Annotated in this window: 16 protein-coding genes; 7 read left to right on the forward strand and 9 right to left on the reverse strand. The window is 67.5% G+C overall.

Going from position 1 to position 19,471, the window contains the following annotated elements; genetic code table 11:
- The first annotated feature begins 5 nt into the window (after window positions 1–5).
- The gene (locus tag AC5QAB_RS09505) at window positions 6–1,160 is read left to right on the forward strand and encodes an HlyD family secretion protein (protein ID WP_197561360.1); all 1,155 of its coding nucleotides are present in this window, start codon (window positions 6–8) and stop codon (window positions 1,158–1,160) included.
- A 111-nt stretch (window positions 1,161–1,271) separates the two neighbouring features.
- Here the strand turns inward: AC5QAB_RS09505 and AC5QAB_RS09510 are convergent, their stop codons facing one another.
- The 7 genes from AC5QAB_RS09510 to creB form a co-directional block, all read right to left on the reverse strand.
- Complete coding sequence (locus AC5QAB_RS09510; protein WP_004150412.1) at window positions 1,272–1,763, reverse strand: Fur family transcriptional regulator; 492 nt, start codon at window positions 1,761–1,763, stop codon at window positions 1,272–1,274.
- 34 nt (window positions 1,764–1,797) lie between these two features.
- Window positions 1,798–3,201, reverse strand: coding sequence for a glutamate--tRNA ligase (gltX, locus tag AC5QAB_RS09515; protein ID WP_197561359.1), 1,404 nt, complete (start codon window positions 3,199–3,201; stop codon window positions 1,798–1,800).
- A 154-nt stretch (window positions 3,202–3,355) separates the two neighbouring features.
- On the reverse strand, window positions 3,356–4,948 hold the full coding sequence (locus tag AC5QAB_RS09520; protein ID WP_014646450.1) for a M20/M25/M40 family metallo-hydrolase: 1,593 nt from the start codon (window positions 4,946–4,948) through the stop codon (window positions 3,356–3,358).
- A 154-nt stretch (window positions 4,949–5,102) separates the two neighbouring features.
- Window positions 5,103–5,513 (reverse strand): hypothetical protein, encoded by a 411-nt coding sequence (locus tag AC5QAB_RS09525; protein WP_014646449.1) that lies wholly within the window; start codon window positions 5,511–5,513, stop codon window positions 5,103–5,105.
- 10 nt (window positions 5,514–5,523) lie between these two features.
- Window positions 5,524–6,843 carry a cell envelope integrity protein CreD gene (gene creD, locus AC5QAB_RS09530; RefSeq protein WP_197561358.1) on the reverse strand — a complete coding sequence of 440 codons (1,320 nt, stop codon included), beginning with the start codon at window positions 6,841–6,843 and terminating at the stop codon, window positions 5,524–5,526.
- Between the two features lie 81 nt (window positions 6,844–6,924).
- On the reverse strand, window positions 6,925–8,385 hold the full coding sequence (creC, locus tag AC5QAB_RS09535; protein WP_197561357.1) for a two-component system sensor histidine kinase CreC: 1,461 nt from the start codon (window positions 8,383–8,385) through the stop codon (window positions 6,925–6,927).
- Window positions 8,386–8,388: 3 nt separating this feature from the next.
- The gene (creB, locus tag AC5QAB_RS09540) at window positions 8,389–9,114 is read right to left on the reverse strand and encodes a two-component system response regulator CreB (RefSeq protein WP_197561356.1); all 726 of its coding nucleotides are present in this window, start codon (window positions 9,112–9,114) and stop codon (window positions 8,389–8,391) included.
- 35 nt (window positions 9,115–9,149) lie between these two features.
- On the opposite strand from creB, the gene AC5QAB_RS09545 reads away from it, so the two are divergent.
- The 4 genes from AC5QAB_RS09545 to AC5QAB_RS09560 all read left to right on the forward strand — a co-directional run bounded on the left by AC5QAB_RS09545 (window position 9,150) and on the right by AC5QAB_RS09560 (window position 14,925).
- Window positions 9,150–10,007 (forward strand): 23S rRNA (adenine(2030)-N(6))-methyltransferase RlmJ, encoded by an 858-nt coding sequence (locus AC5QAB_RS09545; RefSeq protein ID WP_134967354.1) that lies wholly within the window; start codon window positions 9,150–9,152, stop codon window positions 10,005–10,007.
- A gap of 95 nt (window positions 10,008–10,102) precedes the next feature.
- Window positions 10,103–10,648, forward strand: coding sequence for a GNAT family N-acetyltransferase (locus AC5QAB_RS09550; protein ID WP_014646444.1), 546 nt, complete (start codon window positions 10,103–10,105; stop codon window positions 10,646–10,648).
- Window positions 10,649–10,797: 149 nt separating this feature from the next.
- The gene (mfd, locus tag AC5QAB_RS09555; protein ID WP_164109811.1) at window positions 10,798–14,262 is read left to right on the forward strand and encodes a transcription-repair coupling factor; all 3,465 of its coding nucleotides are present in this window, start codon (window positions 10,798–10,800) and stop codon (window positions 14,260–14,262) included.
- 45 nt (window positions 14,263–14,307) lie between these two features.
- On the forward strand, window positions 14,308–14,925 hold the full coding sequence (locus AC5QAB_RS09560) for an HD-GYP domain-containing protein (protein ID WP_053494648.1): 618 nt from the start codon (window positions 14,308–14,310) through the stop codon (window positions 14,923–14,925).
- A 199-nt stretch (window positions 14,926–15,124) separates the two neighbouring features.
- Here AC5QAB_RS09560 and AC5QAB_RS09565 read toward each other — a convergent pair whose 3' ends face one another.
- Window positions 15,125–17,218, reverse strand: a complete 2,094-nt coding sequence (locus tag AC5QAB_RS09565; protein ID WP_126411861.1) for a M13 family metallopeptidase — start codon at window positions 17,216–17,218, stop codon at window positions 15,125–15,127.
- Window positions 17,219–17,355: 137 nt separating this feature from the next.
- Between AC5QAB_RS09565 and AC5QAB_RS09570 the strand changes: the two genes are divergently transcribed.
- Window positions 17,356–17,817, forward strand: a complete 462-nt coding sequence (locus tag AC5QAB_RS09570) for a hypothetical protein (RefSeq protein WP_227863652.1) — start codon at window positions 17,356–17,358, stop codon at window positions 17,815–17,817.
- A 110-nt stretch (window positions 17,818–17,927) separates the two neighbouring features.
- Here the strand turns inward: AC5QAB_RS09570 and gpmA are convergent, their stop codons facing one another.
- Window positions 17,928–18,677, reverse strand: coding sequence for a 2,3-diphosphoglycerate-dependent phosphoglycerate mutase (gene gpmA, locus AC5QAB_RS09575; RefSeq protein ID WP_014036448.1), 750 nt, complete (start codon window positions 18,675–18,677; stop codon window positions 17,928–17,930).
- Between the two features lie 93 nt (window positions 18,678–18,770).
- Between gpmA and nfi the strand changes: the two genes are divergently transcribed.
- The gene (gene nfi, locus AC5QAB_RS09580; RefSeq protein ID WP_014646440.1) at window positions 18,771–19,445 is read left to right on the forward strand and encodes a deoxyribonuclease V; all 675 of its coding nucleotides are present in this window, start codon (window positions 18,771–18,773) and stop codon (window positions 19,443–19,445) included.
- The last annotated feature ends 26 nt before the right edge of the window (window positions 19,446–19,471 follow it).

Consider the following 19,471-nt stretch of genomic DNA (forward strand, 5'->3'; position numbering starts at 1 on the left):
CTCCCATGCCTCCCGTCCCGCCCCGCCCCGACGACACCGACAACGTCACCCCACCGCCGCCGACCGACGCGGCGCCCGCGCCCACGCCGGTAGAACCCGCGGTCGCGCCGAAGTACCTCAAGCCCAGCGCCCGCAGCGTAGTGGTGATGGTGGTAGTGGCCTTGCTGGGCATTGCGCTGATCCTGCGCGCCTGGCACCTGTGGCCGTTCACCAGCAGCGTGATGGTGACCGACAACGCCTATGTACGCGGCCAGATCACGGTGATGGCGCCGCAGGTGAACGGCTATGTGACCGAAGTGCTGGTGAAGGATTTCCAGCATGTGAAGCAGGGCGAGCCGCTGCTGCGCATCGATGACCGCATCTATGCGCAGCGCGTGGCCCAGGCGCAGGCGACGCTGGACAGCGCGCGCGCGGCGCTGGCCAACTCGGACCAGTCACAGGCGCAGAACCGCGCACAGATTGCCTCCGCCCGCGCCACGCTGTCGGCTGGCCAGGCCGAACTGCAGCGTTCGCGCAATGAATTGAAACGCTACGAGGAACTGGCGGCGCAGCAGCTGGTGTCCATCAACGACCGCGACAAGTTCCGCACCACCCAGGCGTCGGCACAGGCCAGCGTGCAACAGTCGCAGGCGCAGATCCGCATCGCCGAGGAAACGCTGGTGTCGACCCAGGTCGCGCGCAAGAGCCTGGAAGCGCAGGTGGAAAGCGCGCAGGCGCAGCTGGAACTGGCCCGCATCGACCTGGCCAACACGGTGATCCACGCACCACGCGACGGCCAGATCAGCGAAGCCAGCGTACGCGTGGGCCAGTACGTCGCTGCCGGTTCGCAGCTGCTGTTCCTGGTACCTGACACGCTGTGGGTGGTGGCCAACTACAAGGAAGGCCAGACCTGGGGCATGGCGATCGGCCAACCGGCGACGTTCTCGGTGGACGCGTTCCAAGGCCAGGTGCTGCGGGGCCGCGTGCAGGAGATCGCCCCAGCCACCGGGTCGGAATTCAGCGTGCTGCGCCCGGACAATGCCAGCGGCAACTTCACCAAGGTGGTGCAGCGGCTGCCGGTGCGGATATCGATCAACAGGGATCAGAAGCTGGCAAAGCAGCTGCGGCCCGGCATGTCGGTGATCGTGCGGGTGGATACCCGGTCCAAGCCGATGGACTAGGACGCAGGCCCTGCCGCACCGGTATGAAACGGGGTCAGATCCCTTTGCCACTGGCAAAGGGATCTGACCCCGTTTCCAAAATGCCGGCCAGCGGCCGGCACTACCGTTGCGTTAGCCGGCGCAGCGCGCGCAGAGGCCATGCACTTCCAGCGTCTGTGCCTGCGGCTGGAAGCCCAGCTCCTTGGCGCGCTTCTCCAGCTGGGTGACGATCTCGCGGTCTTCCAGTTCCACCGCGCTGTGGCAGCTGTTGCAGATCAGGAACGGCACCGAATGCGCGGCACTGCTGGGATGGTGGCAGGCCACGAAGGCATTCACCGATTCCAGCTTGTGCACGAAGCCATTGGCCATCAGGAAGTCCAGCGCGCGGTACACGGTAGGCGGGGCATCGGCGCCCACGCCCTTGCCGTTGCGCACCCATTCCAGCAGCTCGTAGGCCTTGACCGGCTTGCCGGCCTCGGCGATCAGCTTCAGCACGTTGGCGCGGATCGGGGTCAGGCGCAGCCCGCGTTCGCGCGAGACACGCTCGACCACCGCCACGAAATCCGATGCGTCGTGGACGTGGTGGTGCGGGGCGGTACAGGCAGTGGCGGTCTTGGCGGGCATGCGTGTTCTCCGGTTCGGGCCTGGCAAGGATGCCTCAGGCCGTTGCTACCTTGGTGATGGCCACATCAATGCGTTTCAAGGCCTGCTCGCGGCCGGCCAGGTACACGGTATGGGAGATGTCAGGACTGACCTGGGTGCCGGTGATCGCCACGCGCAGCGGCTGGGCGACCTTGCCCATGCCGATTTCCAGCGCTGCGGCCGTGTCGTGCAGGGCGACGCCCACCGACTCGGCGGTCCACTCCGGCAGCGCCGCCAGCAGCTCGCGGGCCTTGCCCAGCGCCACCTCGGCACCGGCCTTGAGGTGCTTGGCCACCGCCGCTTCGTCGTACCCGGTCAGCGGCTGGTACCAGACCACGGCCTTCTCGGCCATTTCCTTCAGGGTCTGCACGCGTTCACGCAGGGCGATCACCACATCCTCCGGGGCCGGGCCGGCGGCCACGTCCAGGCCCAGCTTCTGCAGCTGGTAGACCAGGTGCGGCACGATGGCGGCCACGTCCTCGGTCTTCAGGAAGTGCTGGTTGACCCAACCCAGCTTGGCCATGTCCAGACGCGAGGCCTTGGAATTGCAGTCCTTCACGTCGAACAGGTCGATCAGCTCCTGGCGGCTGAACAGCTCCTGGTCACCGTGGGACCAGCCCAGGCGGGCCAGGTAGCTCAGCAGCGCATCGGGCAGGTAGCCGGCGTCCTTGTACTGCATCACGTCGGCCGCACCGGTGCGCTTGGACAGCTTGGCGCCCTGCTCGTCCAGGATCATCGGCATGTGGCCGAACTTCGGCACCGGCGCACCAATGCCCTCGTACAGGTTGATCTGGCGCGGGGTATTGTTGATGTGGTCGTCGCCGCGGATGACCTCGGTGATGCCCATGTCCCAGTCGTCCACCACCACCGCGAAGTTGTAGGTGGGGTAGCCGTCCGGGCGGAAGATGACCATGTCATCCAGCTCGCTGTTGGCGATCTCGATGCGGCCCTTGATCAGGTCGTCGAACACCACCGTACCTTCCAGCGGGTTCTTGAAGCGGATGACGCGGTTCGGGTCGTCCTTGTACGGCAGGCCCAGTTCGCGTGCAGCGCCGTTGTAACGCGGCTTTTCCTGCCTGGCCATGGCGGCCTCGCGCATCGCGTCCAGCTCTTCGCGGGTTTCGTAGGCGTAGTAGGCCTTGCCGTCGGCGATCAGCTGCTCTGCCACTTCCCGGTAGCGGCCGACGCGGTCGGTCTGATAGATCGGGCCTTCGTCGTAGTCCAGGCCCAGCCACTCCATCGCCTCCAGGATGGCGTCGATCGCGCCCTGGGTGCTGCGTTCACGGTCGGTGTCCTCGATGCGCAGCACGAACTCGCCGCCACGGTGGCGGGCCTCCAGCCAGCAGTACAGCGCGGTGCGGGCACCACCGATGTGCAGGTAGCCGGTGGGACTGGGGGCGAAGCGGGTGCGGCAGGTCATGGACGGCTCGAGGAACGGGAATCCCCCGATTTTACCAGCCCGCCGCCCCCGACGGAAAAAGGGGACGGAGGGGATTAAGTCGCGATTGCCCAGCCCGTGGGTACTGCAACCGGGAAACGGAGGGGAGATGCGACTTAATCCCCTCCGTCCCCTTTTACGGTTCCACCTTGCGCGGGAACGGCTGCTCGCGCATCGCGGCGTTGTAGGCGAACGAGGCGACGATGGCTGCGGCCTGCTTCAGGTCTTCCGGTTCGGCGTGGTCCCAGGTGTCCAGGTGGCTGTGGTGGACATTGGTGAAGTAGTCCAGCCGGTCCTGGATGAACTGGAAGCCCGGCAGGCCGATGCGGTCGAAGCTGATGTGGTCGGTGCTGCCGGTGTTGCGGGTCGCCACGGTGGTGGCGCCGACGTCATGGAACGGCGCCAGCCAGGCTTCGAAGATCGGCATCGCCGCCAGGTTTTCCTGGGCGTAGATGCCCCGGAAGCGGCCGGAGCCGTTGTCCATGTTGAAGTAGACCTGGAACTTGCTGTAATCGCGGGTCTTCTGCAGTGCACCGGTCGGCTCGCGCAGCGACGCCGGCAGCGCCTTCTGCGCCGGGTCGGTGGGCTCCGGGAACCGGCCGAAATGCTTGGCCACATAGGCCTGCGAGCCGATCAGGCCCTGCTCCTCGCCGCTCCACAGCGCCACGCGGATGGTGCGCTTGGGCCTGGCGCCGGTGGCCTTGAGGATGCGCATGGCCTCCATCATCACCGCCACGCCGGCGGCGTTGTCGGCCGCGCCGGTGCCGCTGTGCCAGGAATCCAGGTGCGCACCGATCATCACCACTTCATCGGGCCTGCTGCTGCCGCGGATCTCGGCCAGCGTGTTGTAGCCGGGCTGGTCGGCGTCATCGGTGAAGCGCGCGGCCACATCCACGCGCAGGCGCACGGTCTGCCCGGCCTTCAGCGCGCGCACCAGCGGGTTGAAGTGCTCGCTGATCATCGCCAGCTCGGGGATGCCGACCGGCTCGCCGGCCTTGCGCGAACCACCACCGGCAACGCGGATGATGCCGTTGTCCCAGCTGCTGATGCTGATCGAGGCCAGCGCCCCTTCTTCGACGAAGAACGCATTGACCCTGGTCGCCAGCTGCTGGCGTTCCTGGTACTCCTTGACCCGCTTGGCGCGCTCGGCGGTGGCGTCCTGGTCCTTGGGCAGGGTGAACGCCTGCAGCCCTTCCAGCGAGGTCGCGTCATGCCGATGGGAATCCGGCTCGGTGCCGCGCTTGTACTCGCGCGCCTCGCCCAGCAGCAGGATCTTGCCGCGCAGCTTGCCGCGGTACTTCTCGATGTCTTCGGGCTTCTTGATCTCGACCTGCACCAGCTCGCCTTCAACCGGCCCCTTGGTGCCCGGCGTCCAGGCCTTGGGCAGTGCATGCAGCGGCTGCACACGGTCGCCCAGCATTTCCACGCTGGCCGAGGTGAACTCCCAGCCACGGCCAAAGTCATCGAACGCTTCGTCGTGGACGTTGTCCAGCTTCCATTCGTTGAACTTGCCGCGGGTCCACGCGTTGGCGCGGCCCATCGCCGGGGAGTTGGTCAGCCGCGGGCCGATGCGTTCGGTGAGATAGCTGAAGGTGTCCATCACCTGCGAACGGTGGAAGGCCTCCTGGCGGATGCGGCTGACCATGTCCAGGTCCACTGATTCGCGCTGCTGCGCCGCTGCATTGCCACCCATTGCCAGCGCTACGGCCAGCACGCCCCACTTCAACACATCGCACCCCTGCCTTCCGGCCTGCTCATCAACCCATCGAGTCTAGCCAGCAGCGGCGCCGCGATACCGTCCCATCGGTCATGGGCGGGAGCGTGCGAACCAAGGTTCGCACCCACAACAGTACATCCACGCCATGCGTGGATGAACAGCCCAATCACCCGCTCCATCCCAACCACAACTGTGCCCGCTCCGGCAGCAGCAGCAACCAGTGCCGCCGGTCGATGCTGCTGCAGCCATACACCGCCGCATGCGCGGGCCAGTCATCGGGCAGGCCACCGATGCCGATTTCCGCAAGTGCTTCCGCCCCGGCCTTCCATGGCCGGTAGCGCGGCACCTTCCCCGCCAGCGCACCGCGTCCCTGCCGCGCGCCCTGCAACCAGGCCAGGCCCTTGCCCTGCAATCCCTCGCAGGTCACCGCGGCCAGCTGGAAGCGGACCAGGCCGGGGGCGATCCGTGCCCCCGGCAGGGCCGCCAGCACGCCATGTGCCTGCAGCAGTGCATCCACTTCCAGCAGGGCCGGAATGCCCTGCCGCGCCCGTTGCCGCAATCCCTGGCGCCAGCTCATGGCGTGCTCCTTACTTCAGGTCCGCGCCAAGCGCGTACCAGTCGACCCGGCGGGTCACCCACATCGCCAGCGCCAGGATCACGAACAGCAGCAGCGATCCCATCAGCAGTGCGTTGTTCTCCGACACCAGCAGGCCATACAGCGCGCCGTACAGCACGGTCAGCAGCGCAGCGAAGCCAAGGCCGCGCTTCCAGTGGCCCAGCACGTTGGCCAGGTACACCGCCTGCAGGCCGATGCAGGCCACGGCCGAGACCAGGTAGGCCTTCCAGAACGCGATGTGCTCGGACAGGCTGATCAGCAGCAGGAAGAAGATCGCCAGCGCCAGGCCGACCATCAGGTACTGCAGCGGATGGATGCGCAGCGACTTGATCAGTTCGAACAGGATGAAGCCGACGAAGGTCAGCACCACGAACAGCACGCCGTACTTCGAGGCACGGTCGGCCTGGGTGTAGGTATCGACCGGATCGACCAGCGACACCGTCACGGCCTGCGAATCGATCAAGCCCTCGCTGCGCAGCTGGCGCTGTGCATCGGAGGCCAGCGAGGACACCGCCCAGCGTGCTTCGAAACCCTGTGCATCGACACGCCGTTCGTTGGGCAGGAAGGCGCCGCTGAACGACGGATGCGGCCAGCTCGACCGCAGCGCGATCCGGGTGTCATCGCCCACCGGCACCACCGACAGCATGCGGCTGCCATCCAGGCGCAGCTCCAGTTCAACGGTGCTGGCGGCCAGCGCGCCGCCCTGATCCGCGGCGAAACCGCTCACCGGCGCATGCAGGCCACGTCCGATTTCGCTGGCCACGCCTACACCGGGCAGCAACCGCAGCTGCTTGCCGTCCACCCGCAGGTTCGGCGTGCCCACCAGGCCGCGCACATCGGAAACCCCCAGCGCCACATAGGGCTGGCCATAGGTGCGGCCGTTCTTCACCGGATAGTCGTCTTCGGCGAAGGTCGCCTTCAACTGGCCATTCCAGCTGTACACCGGCACCTTGAACAGGCCGACCTCGCGCTGGCTCGGCAGCATCTCGCCACCCACCTCCAGCGACGCCGGCATCTGCAGCCAGTGGCCCTCGGTCACCTGGATCTCGGTCTTCTTGACGCCCAGCGGGTCAACCAGTTCAACCTGCTTGCGTTCCACCCACGGCACCACCCGTACCGGGCCCACCAGCTGCTGCGTGCCGGCACGGCTGTCGGCCACCCGGGCAAAGGCCTCGTCGCGGTACTGGCTGCGCTCGGTGATGACCCCGCGGATCATCATCAGCGGCACCAGCAGCAACAGGATCAGCCCGCCGACAATGGCGAACCTCAGCAGCATCTTCAGGGATTTCATGGTCCATCCTCGTTGGAGAGGGCTGCAGGATGGACCGCTGCGGTGAGCAGGGTTTGTGGCGAAGTTGAAGCGAGTGTGAAGTCAGCGGCGCGGACGCTGGCCCGGCACTGACAACGGCAGCCAAAGGCTGGCCACGGTGCCACCGCCGTCGCGCGCGTCGAGGCTGGCGCGACCATCGTGCAGGCGCGCGACCTCCTGCACGAACGGCAGGCCCAGGCCGGAACTGCGCCGGCCGCTGCCCGGGCGGGCAAGCGAATAGAAGCGTTCGAACACCCGTTCGCGCGCGTAGTCGGGAATGCCGGTACCGCGATCCGCTACCTGCAGGCGCACGCCCTGCCCGTCCACCTCGGCCTGCAGTGCGATGTCCGCGCCGGGCGGTGAGAAGGCAATGGCGTTGTCGATCAGGTTGTGCAACGCCTGCCGCAGCAGATAGGCATCGCCCTGCACGCGCAGGTCGGGCGCGCTGCCGATGCTGACCTGCACGCCGGCCGCCTGCGCACGCACCTGCGCCGCCGCTGCCGCATCGGCCAGCAACGTTGGCAGCGCGATCGGATCGCGGGTCTGCAGCCAGCCGTGCTGTTCCACTTCGGCCAGTGCCAGCAGCTTGTCGATGGTCTCGGTCAGCCGCTCCTGCTGGTCGACGATGCTGCGCGCGAAATGCACGCGGTCGGCCTCGGGCAGCGGCTCCTGCAGCAGCTCGGCGGCACCGCGGATCGCCGCCAGCGGGCTCTTCATTTCATGCGTCAGTGACTGCACGTACTGTTCGACATAGGCCTTGCCCTCCAGCTTGCGGCGCATGGTTTCCAGCGCCTGGCCGAGATCGCCGATCTCGTCGCGACGGCGCCGTGGTGGTGGCACCGGTTCGCCCGCGCTGACCGCGCGTGCATAGCGGCTGAGCTGGCCGAGGCCAGTGGTCAGCCACATCGTCACCAGCACGCCGACCAGCGCCGACAATCCGATGAGCCAGGCACCGCGCTCGATGATGGCGCGCTGGCTGGCAGCGATGAACGGATCAATGCTGCGGTTGGGCTGGGCCAGGCTGAGCACGCCGATCAGGGTGCGGCCATCGGCCGGGTCGTATACCGGCGCCGCTACATGCATCACCGTATCGCCTTCCTCGCCCGGAATCTCGGGGCTGGAACGGGCACCGTACTCGCCACGCAGGGTGCGGTAGACATCATTCCAGCGCGAATTGTCGCGCCCAAGGTCACGGCCCAGCGAGTCGTAGATGACGATGCCCTTGGCATCGGTGATGGTCACCCGGTAATCCAGCGAGCGCTTCGGGAAACGCCAGACCATTGCCTTCAGGTCGCGCTGCCGTGCCTTGGCCAGGTTGCGGGTGAAGCTGCCGCTGCGGATGGTGCCGTCCTTGACGTCGGCGGCGGCCATCTCGGCCAGCACGTTGGCCGCATCGACCAGGGTCGATTCCATCGCCTGGCGCACACCGGGCTTCACCTCGTTGACGAATACGCGCATCACGAAGAACGCGGCGATGCCGGTGATCAGGAAGAAGCCGAGGAACAGCTTCAATACCAGGCGCATCGGCTAGACCTCCAGCGCGTAGCCAAGGCCACGGTGGGTGCGGATCGGGTCGTCGCTGGCACCAGCCGCACGCAGCTTGGCGCGCAACGTCTTTACATGGGTGTCGACGGTGCGGTCGGCACTGTCGGCGCTGCTGTCCCAGCCCCGGTCCATCAGCTGCGCGCGGCTGAGGATGGCACCGGGGCGCTGCAGCAGCGCTTCCAGCAACGCGTACTCGTATCGGGTCAGGTCCAGCGCATGGCCGCGGAAGCGGATACGCCGGCCTTCGCGGTCGATCGCGAACGCCCCGTGTTCCTGCCAGCCGGCGTCCGCGCGGGGCGCTGCGACGACCGCTGCCACGCGACGCAGGCGCGCGCGCACCCGCGCCACCAGCTCGCGCGGCGAGAACGGCTTGGTCATGTAATCGTCGGCGCCCAGTTCCAGGCCGAGCACGCGGTCCACTTCATCGTTGCGGGCGGTCAGGAAGATCACCGGCAGCTGCGCCGCCGGCCCGGGCTGCGCACGCAGCCGCCGGCAGACCTCGAAACCGCCCAGGTCCGGCAGGCCCACGTCCAGCACCACCACGTCGATATCGCCGGCCTGCAGCCGTTGCAGGGCCTCGCCGCCCAGCAGGCAGTGGCTGGCGGCATAGCCTTCGCTGCGCAGCGCATAGAGCACGGTTTCGGCGATGGCGGCTTCGTCCTCGACCACCAGGACATGGGCAACGGGAGCTGTCATGGCGCGCAGCATAGCCGCTGCGGCCGCCGCCCCGTACACTGCCGCCCATGAACTATCGCCACGCCTTCCACGCCGGCAACCACGCCGATGTGCTCAAGCACATCGTGCAGCTGGCCCTGATCGACAGCTTCAAGCGCAAGGACAGCCCGTTCTTCGTGCTCGACACCCACGGCGGTGCCGGCCGCTACCTGCTGGCCAGCGAAGAGAGCCGCAAGACCCTGGAGGCCGAATCCGGGATCATGCGGCTGATGGCCCAGCCCAGGCTGCCGGAGGTGGTCGAGCGCTACCTGAAGGCGGTGCAGGCCGACAACCCGGTGGGCGCGCTGACCAACTACCCGGGCTCGCCGCTGCTGAGCGCACAGGCGATGCGCGCGCAGGACCGCATGGCGGTCTGCGAGCTGCAGGAAGCCGAAACGGCCACGCTGAAGGCCCTGTTCGCCCATGACAGCCGCGTCGATGTGCGCGCTGGCGATGGCTATGCCCTGCTGCGCTCGCTGCTGCCGCCGAAGTTCAACGGCAGCAAGATCGGCCGTGGCCTGGTGCTGATCGACCCGCCGTACGAGGCCCAGGACGCCGAATACCAGGCCGTGCTGGGCGCTCTGGCCGAGACCCTGGCGCGCTGGCCGCAGGCGACCTGCGCGGTGTGGTTCCCGATCAAGCAGCGCCGCACCATCCTGCACTTCCTGCGCAAGGCCACCGCCCTGCCGGTGAAATCGGCGATGACGATCGAGTTCCTGGTGCGCCCGGACGACTCGCCGCTGCGCCTCAACGGCAGCGGCATGCTGCTGCTCAACCCGCCGTGGCAGTTCGACCGGGTGGTTGGCCCGGCCCTGCCGGCGCTGCGCCAGCACCTGGGCGAACCGGGGGCCAGCACCCGCCTGGATTGGCTCAAAGCCCCCGAATGACGGCCTTCACGAGGCTGTACCGCCGTGAGCCTTTCGTTCACGGAATGCAGCCCCGGTGATGCCACAATCGATGGACCACCAAGGAATCACCCGGTATGGCCACTCGCAACCGCATGCCGCCCTGGCATGAGATCTTCAAGGCTCCCAGCGGCCACGAGCTGCTGATCCGCCCCATCCGCCCGGAAGATGGCGCACCGCTGCAAGCGGCGTTCAGCCTGTTCGGGCCGGAAGAAATCCGTGATCGTTTCCTGCAGGCGGTGACCGAGCTTTCGCCGGAAACCACCCAGCGCCTGACCCACCCGAATCCCAAGACCGAGATCACCCTGGTCGCAGCCGAATCCCTGCCCGCTGGCGAAGCGGTGGTCGGCGCGGTCGCCCGGGCCTCGATCATCCCCGGCACCCGTGAAGCCGAGTACGCGATCCTGATCAGCCGCTTCCTCATTGGCCAGGGCCTGGGCCGGCAGCTGATGCGCAAGCTGGTGAAGTGGGGCCGCGGCAAGTACCTGGACCGCCTGTACGGCGACGTCGCCGCCGAGAACGAGCCGATGAAACAGCTGGCCGCCTCGCTGGGCTTCAAGCCGGTCCCGCACCCGGCCGGTGCCGAAGGCCTGGTGCGGATGGTGCTGGAGCTGGACAACTGACAGATGCGCCGGGCCCCGCCCGGCGACGCCTGCCGGTAGTGCCGGCCGCTGGCCTGAACTGCGTTACCCCAACGGCACATGAGGCTGCCGGCAATCGGCCGGCACGACCCACCGGGCTTCGATCGGGCTTCTGCTAAAATCCGGGGTCCATGTCGCGTACCTCATACCCCGCCCCGCCGCTGCCGCGCGCCGGCCAGCTCCGCGCCTGGTGGCGCGCCCCCGCCTCGCCGACCGCCCTGGCCTGGTACCTTGCCCAGGCCGCGCGTGCGCACGACGCCCCGCTGCTGGTGATCGCCCGTGACAACCACGGTGCCAACCAGCTCGAAGCCGACCTGCACACCCTGCTCGGCGGCGATCCGGCCCTGCCGGTGGTCGCCTTCCCGGACTGGGAAACCCTGCCCTACGACCGCTTCAGTCCGCATCCGGACATCATTTCGCAGCGCCTGGCCGCCCTGCACCGCCTGCCCGCGCTGAAGCGTGGCCTGGTGATCGTGCCGGTGCAGACCCTGCTGCAGCAGCTGGCCCCGCGCAGCTACGTGATCGGTGGCAGCTTCGACCTGAAGGTCGGCCAGCGCCTGGACCTGGAAGCCGAGAAGCGCCGCCTGGAAAGCGCCGGCTACCGCAACGTGCCGCAGGTGATGGACCCGGGCGACTTCGCTGTGCGCGGCGGCCTGCTCGACGTGTACCCGATGGGTGCCGACGAGCCGCTGCGGGTGGAACTGCTGGACGAGGACATCGACTCGATCCGTGCCTTTGACCCGGAAAGCCAGCGTTCGCTGGACAAGGTCGAGGCGGTGCACATGCTGCCCGGCCGCGAAGTGCCGATGGATGAAGCCAGCATCGCCCGCGTGCTGGCCACGCTGCGCGAGCGGTTCGATGTCGATACCCGGCGCAGTTCGCTGTACCAGGACCTGAAGTCCGGACTGGCGCCGGCCGGCGTCGAGTACTACCTGCCGCTGTTCTTCGAACGCACCGCAACCCTGTTCGACTACCTGCCCAGCGGCAGCCTGCCGGTGGTCTGTGCCGGTGCGTATGAAGCGTCCGTCGCGTTCTGGGCGCAGACCGCGGACCGCTATGAGCAGCGCCGCCATGATGTGGAGCGCCCGCTGCTGCCACCGTCGGCGTTGTACCTGTCGCCGGAGCTGCTGCGCGAGCGCCTGAACGATGCCCCGCGCATCGAGGTGTGGGCGGCTGACCATGCGCGCATCGCCGACGCGCACGCGCTGGGCGACCAGCCGCTGCCACCGCTGCCGGTGGCCGCGCGCGAAGCCCCCGCTGGCGATGCGCTGAAATCCTTCCTCGGCCATTATCCGGGCCGGGTACTGATCGCCGCCGATTCACCCGGCCGCCGCGAGGCGCTGCTGGAAGTGCTGCAGGCCGCCGAGCTGAAGCCGCCGGTGGTGGCCGACCTGCCCAGCTTCCTCGCCGATGATGCGCGCTTCGCGATCGCGGTAGCACCGCTGGAGGATGGCTTCGCGCTGGACGATCCGCGCATCGCGGTGCTGACCGAGCGCCAGCTGTTCCCCGAGCGCGCCGGCAGCACCCGGCGCACGCGCCGTGCCGGCCGCGAGCCGGAAGCGATCATCCGCGACCTCGGTGAACTGACCGAGGGCGCGCCGATCGTGCACGAGGATCATGGCGTCGGCCGCTATCGTGGCCTGATCGCGATGGACGTCGGCGGCATGCCCGGCGAGTTCCTCGAAATCGAATATGCCAAGGGCGACCGCCTGTATGTGCCGGTCGCCCAGCTGCACCTGATCAGCCGCTATTCCGGTGCGTCGGCGGAAACCGCGCCGCTGCATTCGCTCGGTGGCGAGCAGTGGAGCAAGGCCAAGCGCAAGGCCGCCGAGAAAGTACGCGACGTCGCCGCCGAACTGCTGGAGATCCAGGCCCGCCGCCAGGCGCGTGCCGGCCTGGCACTGCAGGTCGACCGCGCGATGTACGAGCCGTTCGCGGCCGGTTTCCCGTTCGAGGAGACCCCGGACCAGCTGGCCGCGATCGACGCCACCCTGCGCGACCTGGCCAGCAGCCAGCCGATGGACCGCGTGGTCTGCGGCGACGTCGGCTTCGGCAAGACCGAGGTGGCGGTGCGCGCCGCGTTCGCCGCCGCCAGTGCCGGCAAGCAGGTGGCCGTGCTGGTGCCGACCACGCTGCTGGCCGAACAGCACTACCGCAACTTCCGCGACCGCTTCGCCGATTACCCGTTGAAGGTCGAGGTGCTGTCGCGCTTCAAGACCACCAAGGAAATCAAGGCCGAGCTGGAAAAGGTCGCCGCCGGCACCATCGACGTGATCGTCGGTACCCATCGCCTGCTGCAGCCGGACGTGAAGTTCAAGGACCTGGGCATGGTCATCGTCGACGAGGAGCAGCGTTTCGGCGTACGCCAGAAGGAAGCGCTGAAGGCGCTGCGCGCCAACGTGCACCTGCTGACCCTGACCGCCACACCGATTCCGCGCACGCTCAACATGGCCATGGCCGGCCTGCGCGACCTGTCGATCATCGCCACGCCGCCGCCGAACCGGCTGGCGGTGCAGACCTTCATCACCCAGTGGGACAACGCGCTGCTGCGCGAAGCCTTCCAGCGCGAGCTGGCGCGTGGTGGCCAGCTGTATTTCCTGCACAACGACGTGGAAAGCATCGGCCGCATGCAGCGCGAGCTGTCCGAGCTGGTGCCGGAGGCGCGCATCGGCATCGCCCATGGGCAGATGCCCGAGCGCGAGCTGGAAAAGGTGATGCTGGATTTCCAGAAGCAGCGCTTCAACGTGCTGCTGTCGACCACGATCATCGAGTCGGGCATCGACATCCCCAACGCCAATACCATCATCATCAACCGTGCCGACCGTTTCGGCCTGGCCCAGCTGCACCAGCTGCGTGGCCGCGTCGGACGTTCGCACCACCGCGCCTACGCGTACCTGATCACGCCCGACCGCCGCGCGATCACCCCCGACGCTGAGAAGCGCCTGGAAGCGATCGCCTCGATGGACGAGCTGGGCGCCGGCTTCACCCTGGCCACGCACGATCTGGAAATCCGCGGTGCCGGCGAACTGCTCGGCGAGGACCAGAGCGGGCAGATGGCCGAGGTCGGCTTCAGCCTGTACACCGAGCTGCTGGAGCGCGCGGTGCGCAGCATCAGGCAGGGCAAGCTGCCCGACCTTGATGCCGGCGAGGAAGTGCGTGGTGCCGAGGTCGAACTGCATGTGCCGGCACTGATCCCGGAAGACTACCTGCCGGACGTGCATACCCGCCTGACCCTGTACAAGCGTATTTCCAGCGCGCGCGACAGCGATGCGCTGCGCGAACTGCAGGTGGAGATGATCGATCGCTTCGGCCTGCTGCCGGATGCGGCCAAGCACCTGTTCGCCATCGCCGAGCTGAAGCTGAAGGCCAACACGCTGGGCATCCGCAAGCTGGACCTGGGCGAAAATGGTGGCCGCATCGTGTTCGAATCCAAGCCGAACATCGACCCGATGGCGGTGATCCAGCTGATCCAGAAGCAACCGAACCTGTACGCCATGGAAGGGCCCGACAAGCTGCGCATCAAGCACCCGCTGCCGTTGCCGGAAGACCGCTTCAACGCGGCCCGCGCCCTTCTGACCACCCTCGCCCCGGGTTGATCGCCCCCCGAACACCCCGCACCGGTCCCCACCCGGTGCGGGCGGATGACCATGTTTCCTGACGCCGTACCCGCCCCCGACCTGCTGCACGCGCAGGCCTGCCTGATCGATGCCCTCTCGATGTCGCTGCAGATGCGCGACGCCTACACCCGCCATCACTGCGACCGCGTCGGCCTGTTCGCGCAGCGGCTGGCCGCGCACTGCGATCTCGACGACCAGGCCTGTGCGCAGGTCGGCCTGGCCGCGCGCTTCCACGACATCGGCAAGATCGGCATTCCCGACGACGTACTGCTGGCACCGCGCCGGCATACCGATGAGGAGCGCGCGATCATGCGCGAGCATCCGGTGCGCGGCGAGCACATCTTCCTGGCCACCGGCCGCAGCGACGCCGCGCCCGTGGCGCGGCTGATCCGCGCCCATCACGAAGCCTTCGATGGCAGCGGCTATCCCGATGGGCTGCGCGGCGAATCCATCCCGCTGGGCGCGCGCATCGTCACCATCGCCGATGCCTACGATGCGATGACCAGCGTGCGCCCGTACCGCGACGCGATGGAGCACGAAACCGCGTTGCGGATCATCGATTCGCAGTCTGGAGGGCTGGTGGATCCCTACGTGCTGCAGCGCTTCCATCGCATGCTGGCGCGGGAGCCGGAGCTGGCCTGAGATCTTCCGGAAGGTGAAACGACCCGTCGGTAGAGTCGACTGTCAGTCGACTGCTCTTCGTCCAGATCGCGAAAATCCCGCGCTGCGCGCGATAGTCGACTGACAGTCGACTCTACCAGTCGGCGCTGCGCTACCGGCCTGGAAGACAAAAGGCCCGGCATTCGCCGGGCCTTTCGCATCACGCAGTCACGGTGATCGATTACCAGATCACCACGCGCTTGTCGTCGGCACGCACCATCGCGTCGCCGGCCTTGCACTGGAATGCAGCGGCATAGGACGGCATGTTCGACGGTGCGCCGTTGGCACGGAAGTTGGCCGGGGCGTGCGGATCGGTGTTCAGGCGGACGCGCAGCTCACCATCGGTGAAGTTGCGGCGCCACACGGTGGCCCAGTTCATGAAGAAGCGCTGGTCCTGGCTGTGGCCATCCACTTCGACATTCGCCTTCGGGTCTTCCTTCAGCGCCATCTGCAACGCGTCGTAGGCCACGGTCAGGCCGCCGAGGTCGCCGATGTTCTCGCCCAGGGTCAGCTTGCCCTTCACGAACACGCCCGGCACCGATTCATAGCCGTCGAACTGCGCGACCAGCTGGTCGGTACGCTCGGTGAAGGCCTTGCGGTCGGCGTCGGTCCACCAGTTGTCGAAGTTGCCGTTGGCGGCGAACTGGCTGCCCGAGTCGTCGTAGCCGTGCATCATCTCGTGGCCGATGACCGCACCGATGCCGCCGTAGTTCAGCGCCGGATCGGCCTTGGCGTCGAAGAACGGTGCCTGCAGGATCGCCGCCGGGAACACGATCTCGTTCTTGGTGGCGTTGTAGTACGCGTTGACGGTCTGCGGGGTCATGCCCCACTCGGTCTTGTCCACCGGCTTGCCGATCTTGTCCAGCATGTAGCGGTAGTTGAACGCACGCGCCGCCTGCATGTTGCCCAGGTAGCTGTCGCCGTTGGTCTGCAGGCCCGCCCAGTCACGCCACTTGTCGGGGTAACCGATCTTCGGGGTGAAGCTGGCCCACTTCTCCAGGGCCTTCTTCCTGGTTTCTTCGCCCATCCACGGCAGCTGCTCCAGGCGCGCCTTCAGCGCCTGCGACAGGTTTTCCACCAGGTGCTGCATGGCGACCTTCGACTCGGCCGGGAACACGGCGTCGACGTACAGCTGGCCCAGGGCTTCGCCCATGCCACCGTTGACCGACTCCAGCACGCGCTTCCAGCGCGGCTGCATTTCCTTCTGGCCACGCAGGGTGGTGCCATAGAAATCGAAGTTGGCCTTCTCGAACTGGCTGCTCAGGTACGGCGAGGCGTCGTCGATGGTGTGGAAGCGCAGGTAGGCCTGCCAGGTGCTGGCCGGCACATCGGCCAGCATCTTGTCCATTTCACCGAAGAAGCCCGGCTGGGCCAGCGAGAACTTCTGCGCGGCCGGCACCTTGAGGGTCTCGAACAGCGCGGTCCAGCTGAAGTTCGGGGTCAGCTTGTCGGCCTCAGCCGCGCTGAGCGGGTTGTAGCGCTTGGCCGGGTCACGCATTTCGATGCGCGACATCGAGGCCTTGGCCAGGCGGGTTTCGAAGGCCATCACGGCCTTCGCCTGCTCGGCGGCCTGCGCCGCGTCCACGCCGGACAGGGTCAGCACCTGTGCGATATAGGCCACGTAGGCGTCGCGGATCTTGGCCTGCGCATCGTCGAAGTAGTAGCCCTTCTCCGGCAGGCCCAGGCCACCCTGGCCGACGTAGGCGATGACGTTGGCCGAATCCTTGTAGTCGGCATTGGCGAACAGCGAGAACAGCACGCCCTTGCCCTCGGCCTGGCTGTCGCGCAGGTACCGGGTGATGGCGGCGGTGTCGTTCAGCGCGGTGATCTTGTCCAGCTGCGGCTGCAGCGGCGCCAGGCCGGCAGCTTCGATCTTCGCTTCATCGTTGCCGGTCTTCCAGATGTCACCGATCTTCGCTTCCACCGAGCCCGCCTTGGCCTGGCTGGCGGCGGCCTGCTGCACCAGCGCGTGCTGCACTTCCAGCGAGCGCTCGCGCAGGATCTCGAAGCTGCCCCAGGTGGTCTGGTCGCCCGGCACCGGGTTGGCCTTCAGCCACTTGCTGTTGACGAAACCATTGAGGTCGGTACAGGCCGGAATGGCCGGATCGAGGTCGGCGCTGTTGAGCGAGATCAGCGGCGTCTTGATCTGCGACAGGTCGAAGGCCGGCTTGGCGTCGGCACTGGCCGCCGGGGCGGTTTCGTTCTTGCCACAGGCCGCCAGTGAGGCAGCGATGGCGATGGTCAGGCCCAGCGGGACCAGGTTGCGGACGTTCATGAGGCTCTCCTGCGGGTAATTTCACAGGGTAGCCGCGGGAGCGACGCTGGGGACCGGCCAAAGGTCACGAGCGCATGGCGCGGCTCCGTCTGCATGCCGCTATGCTCTGGCTTCCGCGATCACTGGACCTCATGACCATGGACGAAGCTGCGCTGCTGCAGGCCATCGACGCTTGTGAGTGTCTGTTCCTGGCGGGCATCGGCGAGCCGGAAGCGAATCGTCTGCGCCTTGTCGTCGAGGAAGGCCTGGTGGTCGGAAAGCCCTCCCGTGTGGAGCTCGCTCATGGACGTTCAATCGATGATGCGCGTGCGATAGAGGTGATGCCCCACTCGCAGCGTTTTGAGCTGATCTGGGACCACTACATCAGCTACGCCGTGCACAACGAGTCCTACCAGAGCTGGGACGACGCCGAAACCTGGAGCGGCAACCTGTTCCGCCGCTACAGCCGTTCGAAGTTCCTCGATTATCTGGACCATGCCACCTTTGCCGATGTCAGTTACCCGGGCCCATTCACGCACTATCAGGTGATATGCCAGGAACACGTCATCGACATTGCCGCGTTGCAGCCGCCGAAGGTGCGCCGCATGGATCCCTCGTAGCTGGCTGATGCAGCCCCCATGGGTTGGCTCTACCGGGTTGCGACAGCGCCGGCCGAGCGCGGGCTCGGCTCTGCAAAAGCGAAGGCCGGCTTGCGCCGGCCTTGTGCTTCTTACTTCGCCTTGCCCTGGTTGGCCACGGCTTCGGCAGCCTTGCGTGCTGCTTCCGGGTCGCCCAGGTAGCGGAACGACTGCACGGTCAGGTCGTCGTTCAGTTCGAACAGCAGCGGGATGCCGGTCGGGATGTTCAGCTCGAGGATCTCCTCGCGCGAGACATTGTTGAGGTACTTGTACAGCGCGCGCAGCGAGTTGCCGTGGGCGGTGACCAGCACGGTCTTGCCGTCCTTCAGCTGCGGCGCGATGGCGTCGTGCCAGTACGGCAGCACGCGATCCAGGGTGGTGGCCAGCGATTCGGTGCCCGGCAGCGCGTTGCGGTCCAGACCGGCGTAGCGGCGGTCATGGATCGGGTGGCCCGGATCTTCCAGGTCCATCGGCGGCGGCGGGATGTCGTACGAACGGCGCCAGACCTTGACCTGCTCTTCGCCGTGCTTGGCCGCGGTCTCGGCCTTGTCCAGCCCCTGCAGGCCGCCGTAGTGCCGCTCGTTGAGGCGCCAGGACTTGTTCACCGGCAGCCAGTCCTGCTCCAGCTCGGCCAGCGCACCCTGCAGGGTGTGGATGGCACGCTTGAGCACGGAGGTGTGGGCGACGTCGAACTGCAGGCCTTCCTCGCGCATCAGGCGACCGGCGGCGGCCGCTTCCCGGCGCCCCTGCTCGGTCAGGTCGACATCGACCCAGCCGGTGAAGCGGTTGTCCAGGTTCCACTGGCTCTGGCCATGGCGCAACAGTACGAGTTTACGGGTCACTGCAGGGTCTCCAACGCGAGGAAAGGCAGGCCGCCATTGTAGCCCGGCCGCCGCTCACCGGGCCGTGGCGCCGCCCGTGCGATGCTGTGACCGATGAATACGGTGATCGATCCCGGATGTTGGGAAGGCAGCGTCTCCGCGGCACGCGCGCAGCAGCTCCAGCTGGCCGGCCGCGTGGAGCGCCAGGACCGCCTGCCACGCGACGTCCGTTGGCTGGCCGGGCTGGATGTTGGCTTTGAAGACGACGGCGCCATCACCCGCGCCGCGGCGGTACTGCTGGACGTGGAGACGCTGAAGCCCGTGGCGCAGGAGATCGCGCGCATCCCCACGGTGATGCCCTACATCCCCGGCCTGCTCAGCTTCCGCGAGCTGCCGGCACTGCTGGCCGCGCTGGCGCTGCTGCCGCGCACGCCGGACCTGGTGTTCGTCGATGGCCATGGCATCAGCCATCCGCGCCGGCTGGGCGTGGCCGCGCATCTGGGCGTGGTCACCGACCTGCCCAGCATCGGCGTGGCCAAGTCGAAGCTGGTGGGCCGGTTCGTCGAACCGGGCGCCGAGGCCGGTGCACATGCGCCGCTGCAGGATGGCGACGAACAACTGGGCTGGGTGCTGCGCAGCAAGGTGCGCTGCAAGCCGCTGTTCGTGGCCGGCGGCCATCGGGTCAGTGCCGATACCGCGCTGGACTGGGTGCAGCGCACGCTGCGCGGTTACCGGCTGCCGGAACCGACCCGGCTGGCGGATCGGCTGGCCTCGCGGCGCGACGAATGACCGCACCGGGCATTCCCCGGTGCGGC

Source organism: Stenotrophomonas sp. YJH_SMC_127, from assembly GCF_059372445.1.

Coding starts and splice junctions, on each gene's coding strand:
- AC5QAB_RS09505 (WP_197561360.1), top strand. CDS start 6: ATGCCTCCCGTCCCGCCCCGCCCCGACGACACCGACAACGTCACCCCA.
- AC5QAB_RS09510 (WP_004150412.1), bottom strand. CDS start 1,763: ATGCCCGCCAAGACCGCCACTGCCTGTACCGCCCCGCACCACCACGTC.
- gltX (WP_197561359.1), bottom strand. CDS start 3,201: ATGACCTGCCGCACCCGCTTCGCCCCCAGTCCCACCGGCTACCTGCAC.
- AC5QAB_RS09525 (WP_014646449.1), bottom strand. CDS start 5,513: ATGAGCTGGCGCCAGGGATTGCGGCAACGGGCGCGGCAGGGCATTCCG.
- creD (WP_197561358.1), bottom strand. CDS start 6,843: ATGAAATCCCTGAAGATGCTGCTGAGGTTCGCCATTGTCGGCGGGCTG.
- creC (WP_197561357.1), bottom strand. CDS start 8,385: ATGCGCCTGGTATTGAAGCTGTTCCTCGGCTTCTTCCTGATCACCGGC.
- creB (WP_197561356.1), bottom strand. CDS start 9,114: ATGCTGCGCGCCATGACAGCTCCCGTTGCCCATGTCCTGGTGGTCGAG.
- AC5QAB_RS09545 (WP_134967354.1), top strand. CDS start 9,150: ATGAACTATCGCCACGCCTTCCACGCCGGCAACCACGCCGATGTGCTC.
- AC5QAB_RS09550 (WP_014646444.1), top strand. CDS start 10,103: ATGGCCACTCGCAACCGCATGCCGCCCTGGCATGAGATCTTCAAGGCT.
- mfd (WP_164109811.1), top strand. CDS start 10,798: ATGTCGCGTACCTCATACCCCGCCCCGCCGCTGCCGCGCGCCGGCCAG.
- AC5QAB_RS09560 (WP_053494648.1), top strand. CDS start 14,308: ATGACCATGTTTCCTGACGCCGTACCCGCCCCCGACCTGCTGCACGCG.
- AC5QAB_RS09565 (WP_126411861.1), bottom strand. CDS start 17,218: ATGAACGTCCGCAACCTGGTCCCGCTGGGCCTGACCATCGCCATCGCT.
- AC5QAB_RS09570 (WP_227863652.1), top strand. CDS start 17,356: ATGGACGAAGCTGCGCTGCTGCAGGCCATCGACGCTTGTGAGTGTCTG.
- nfi (WP_014646440.1), top strand. CDS start 18,771: ATGAATACGGTGATCGATCCCGGATGTTGGGAAGGCAGCGTCTCCGCG.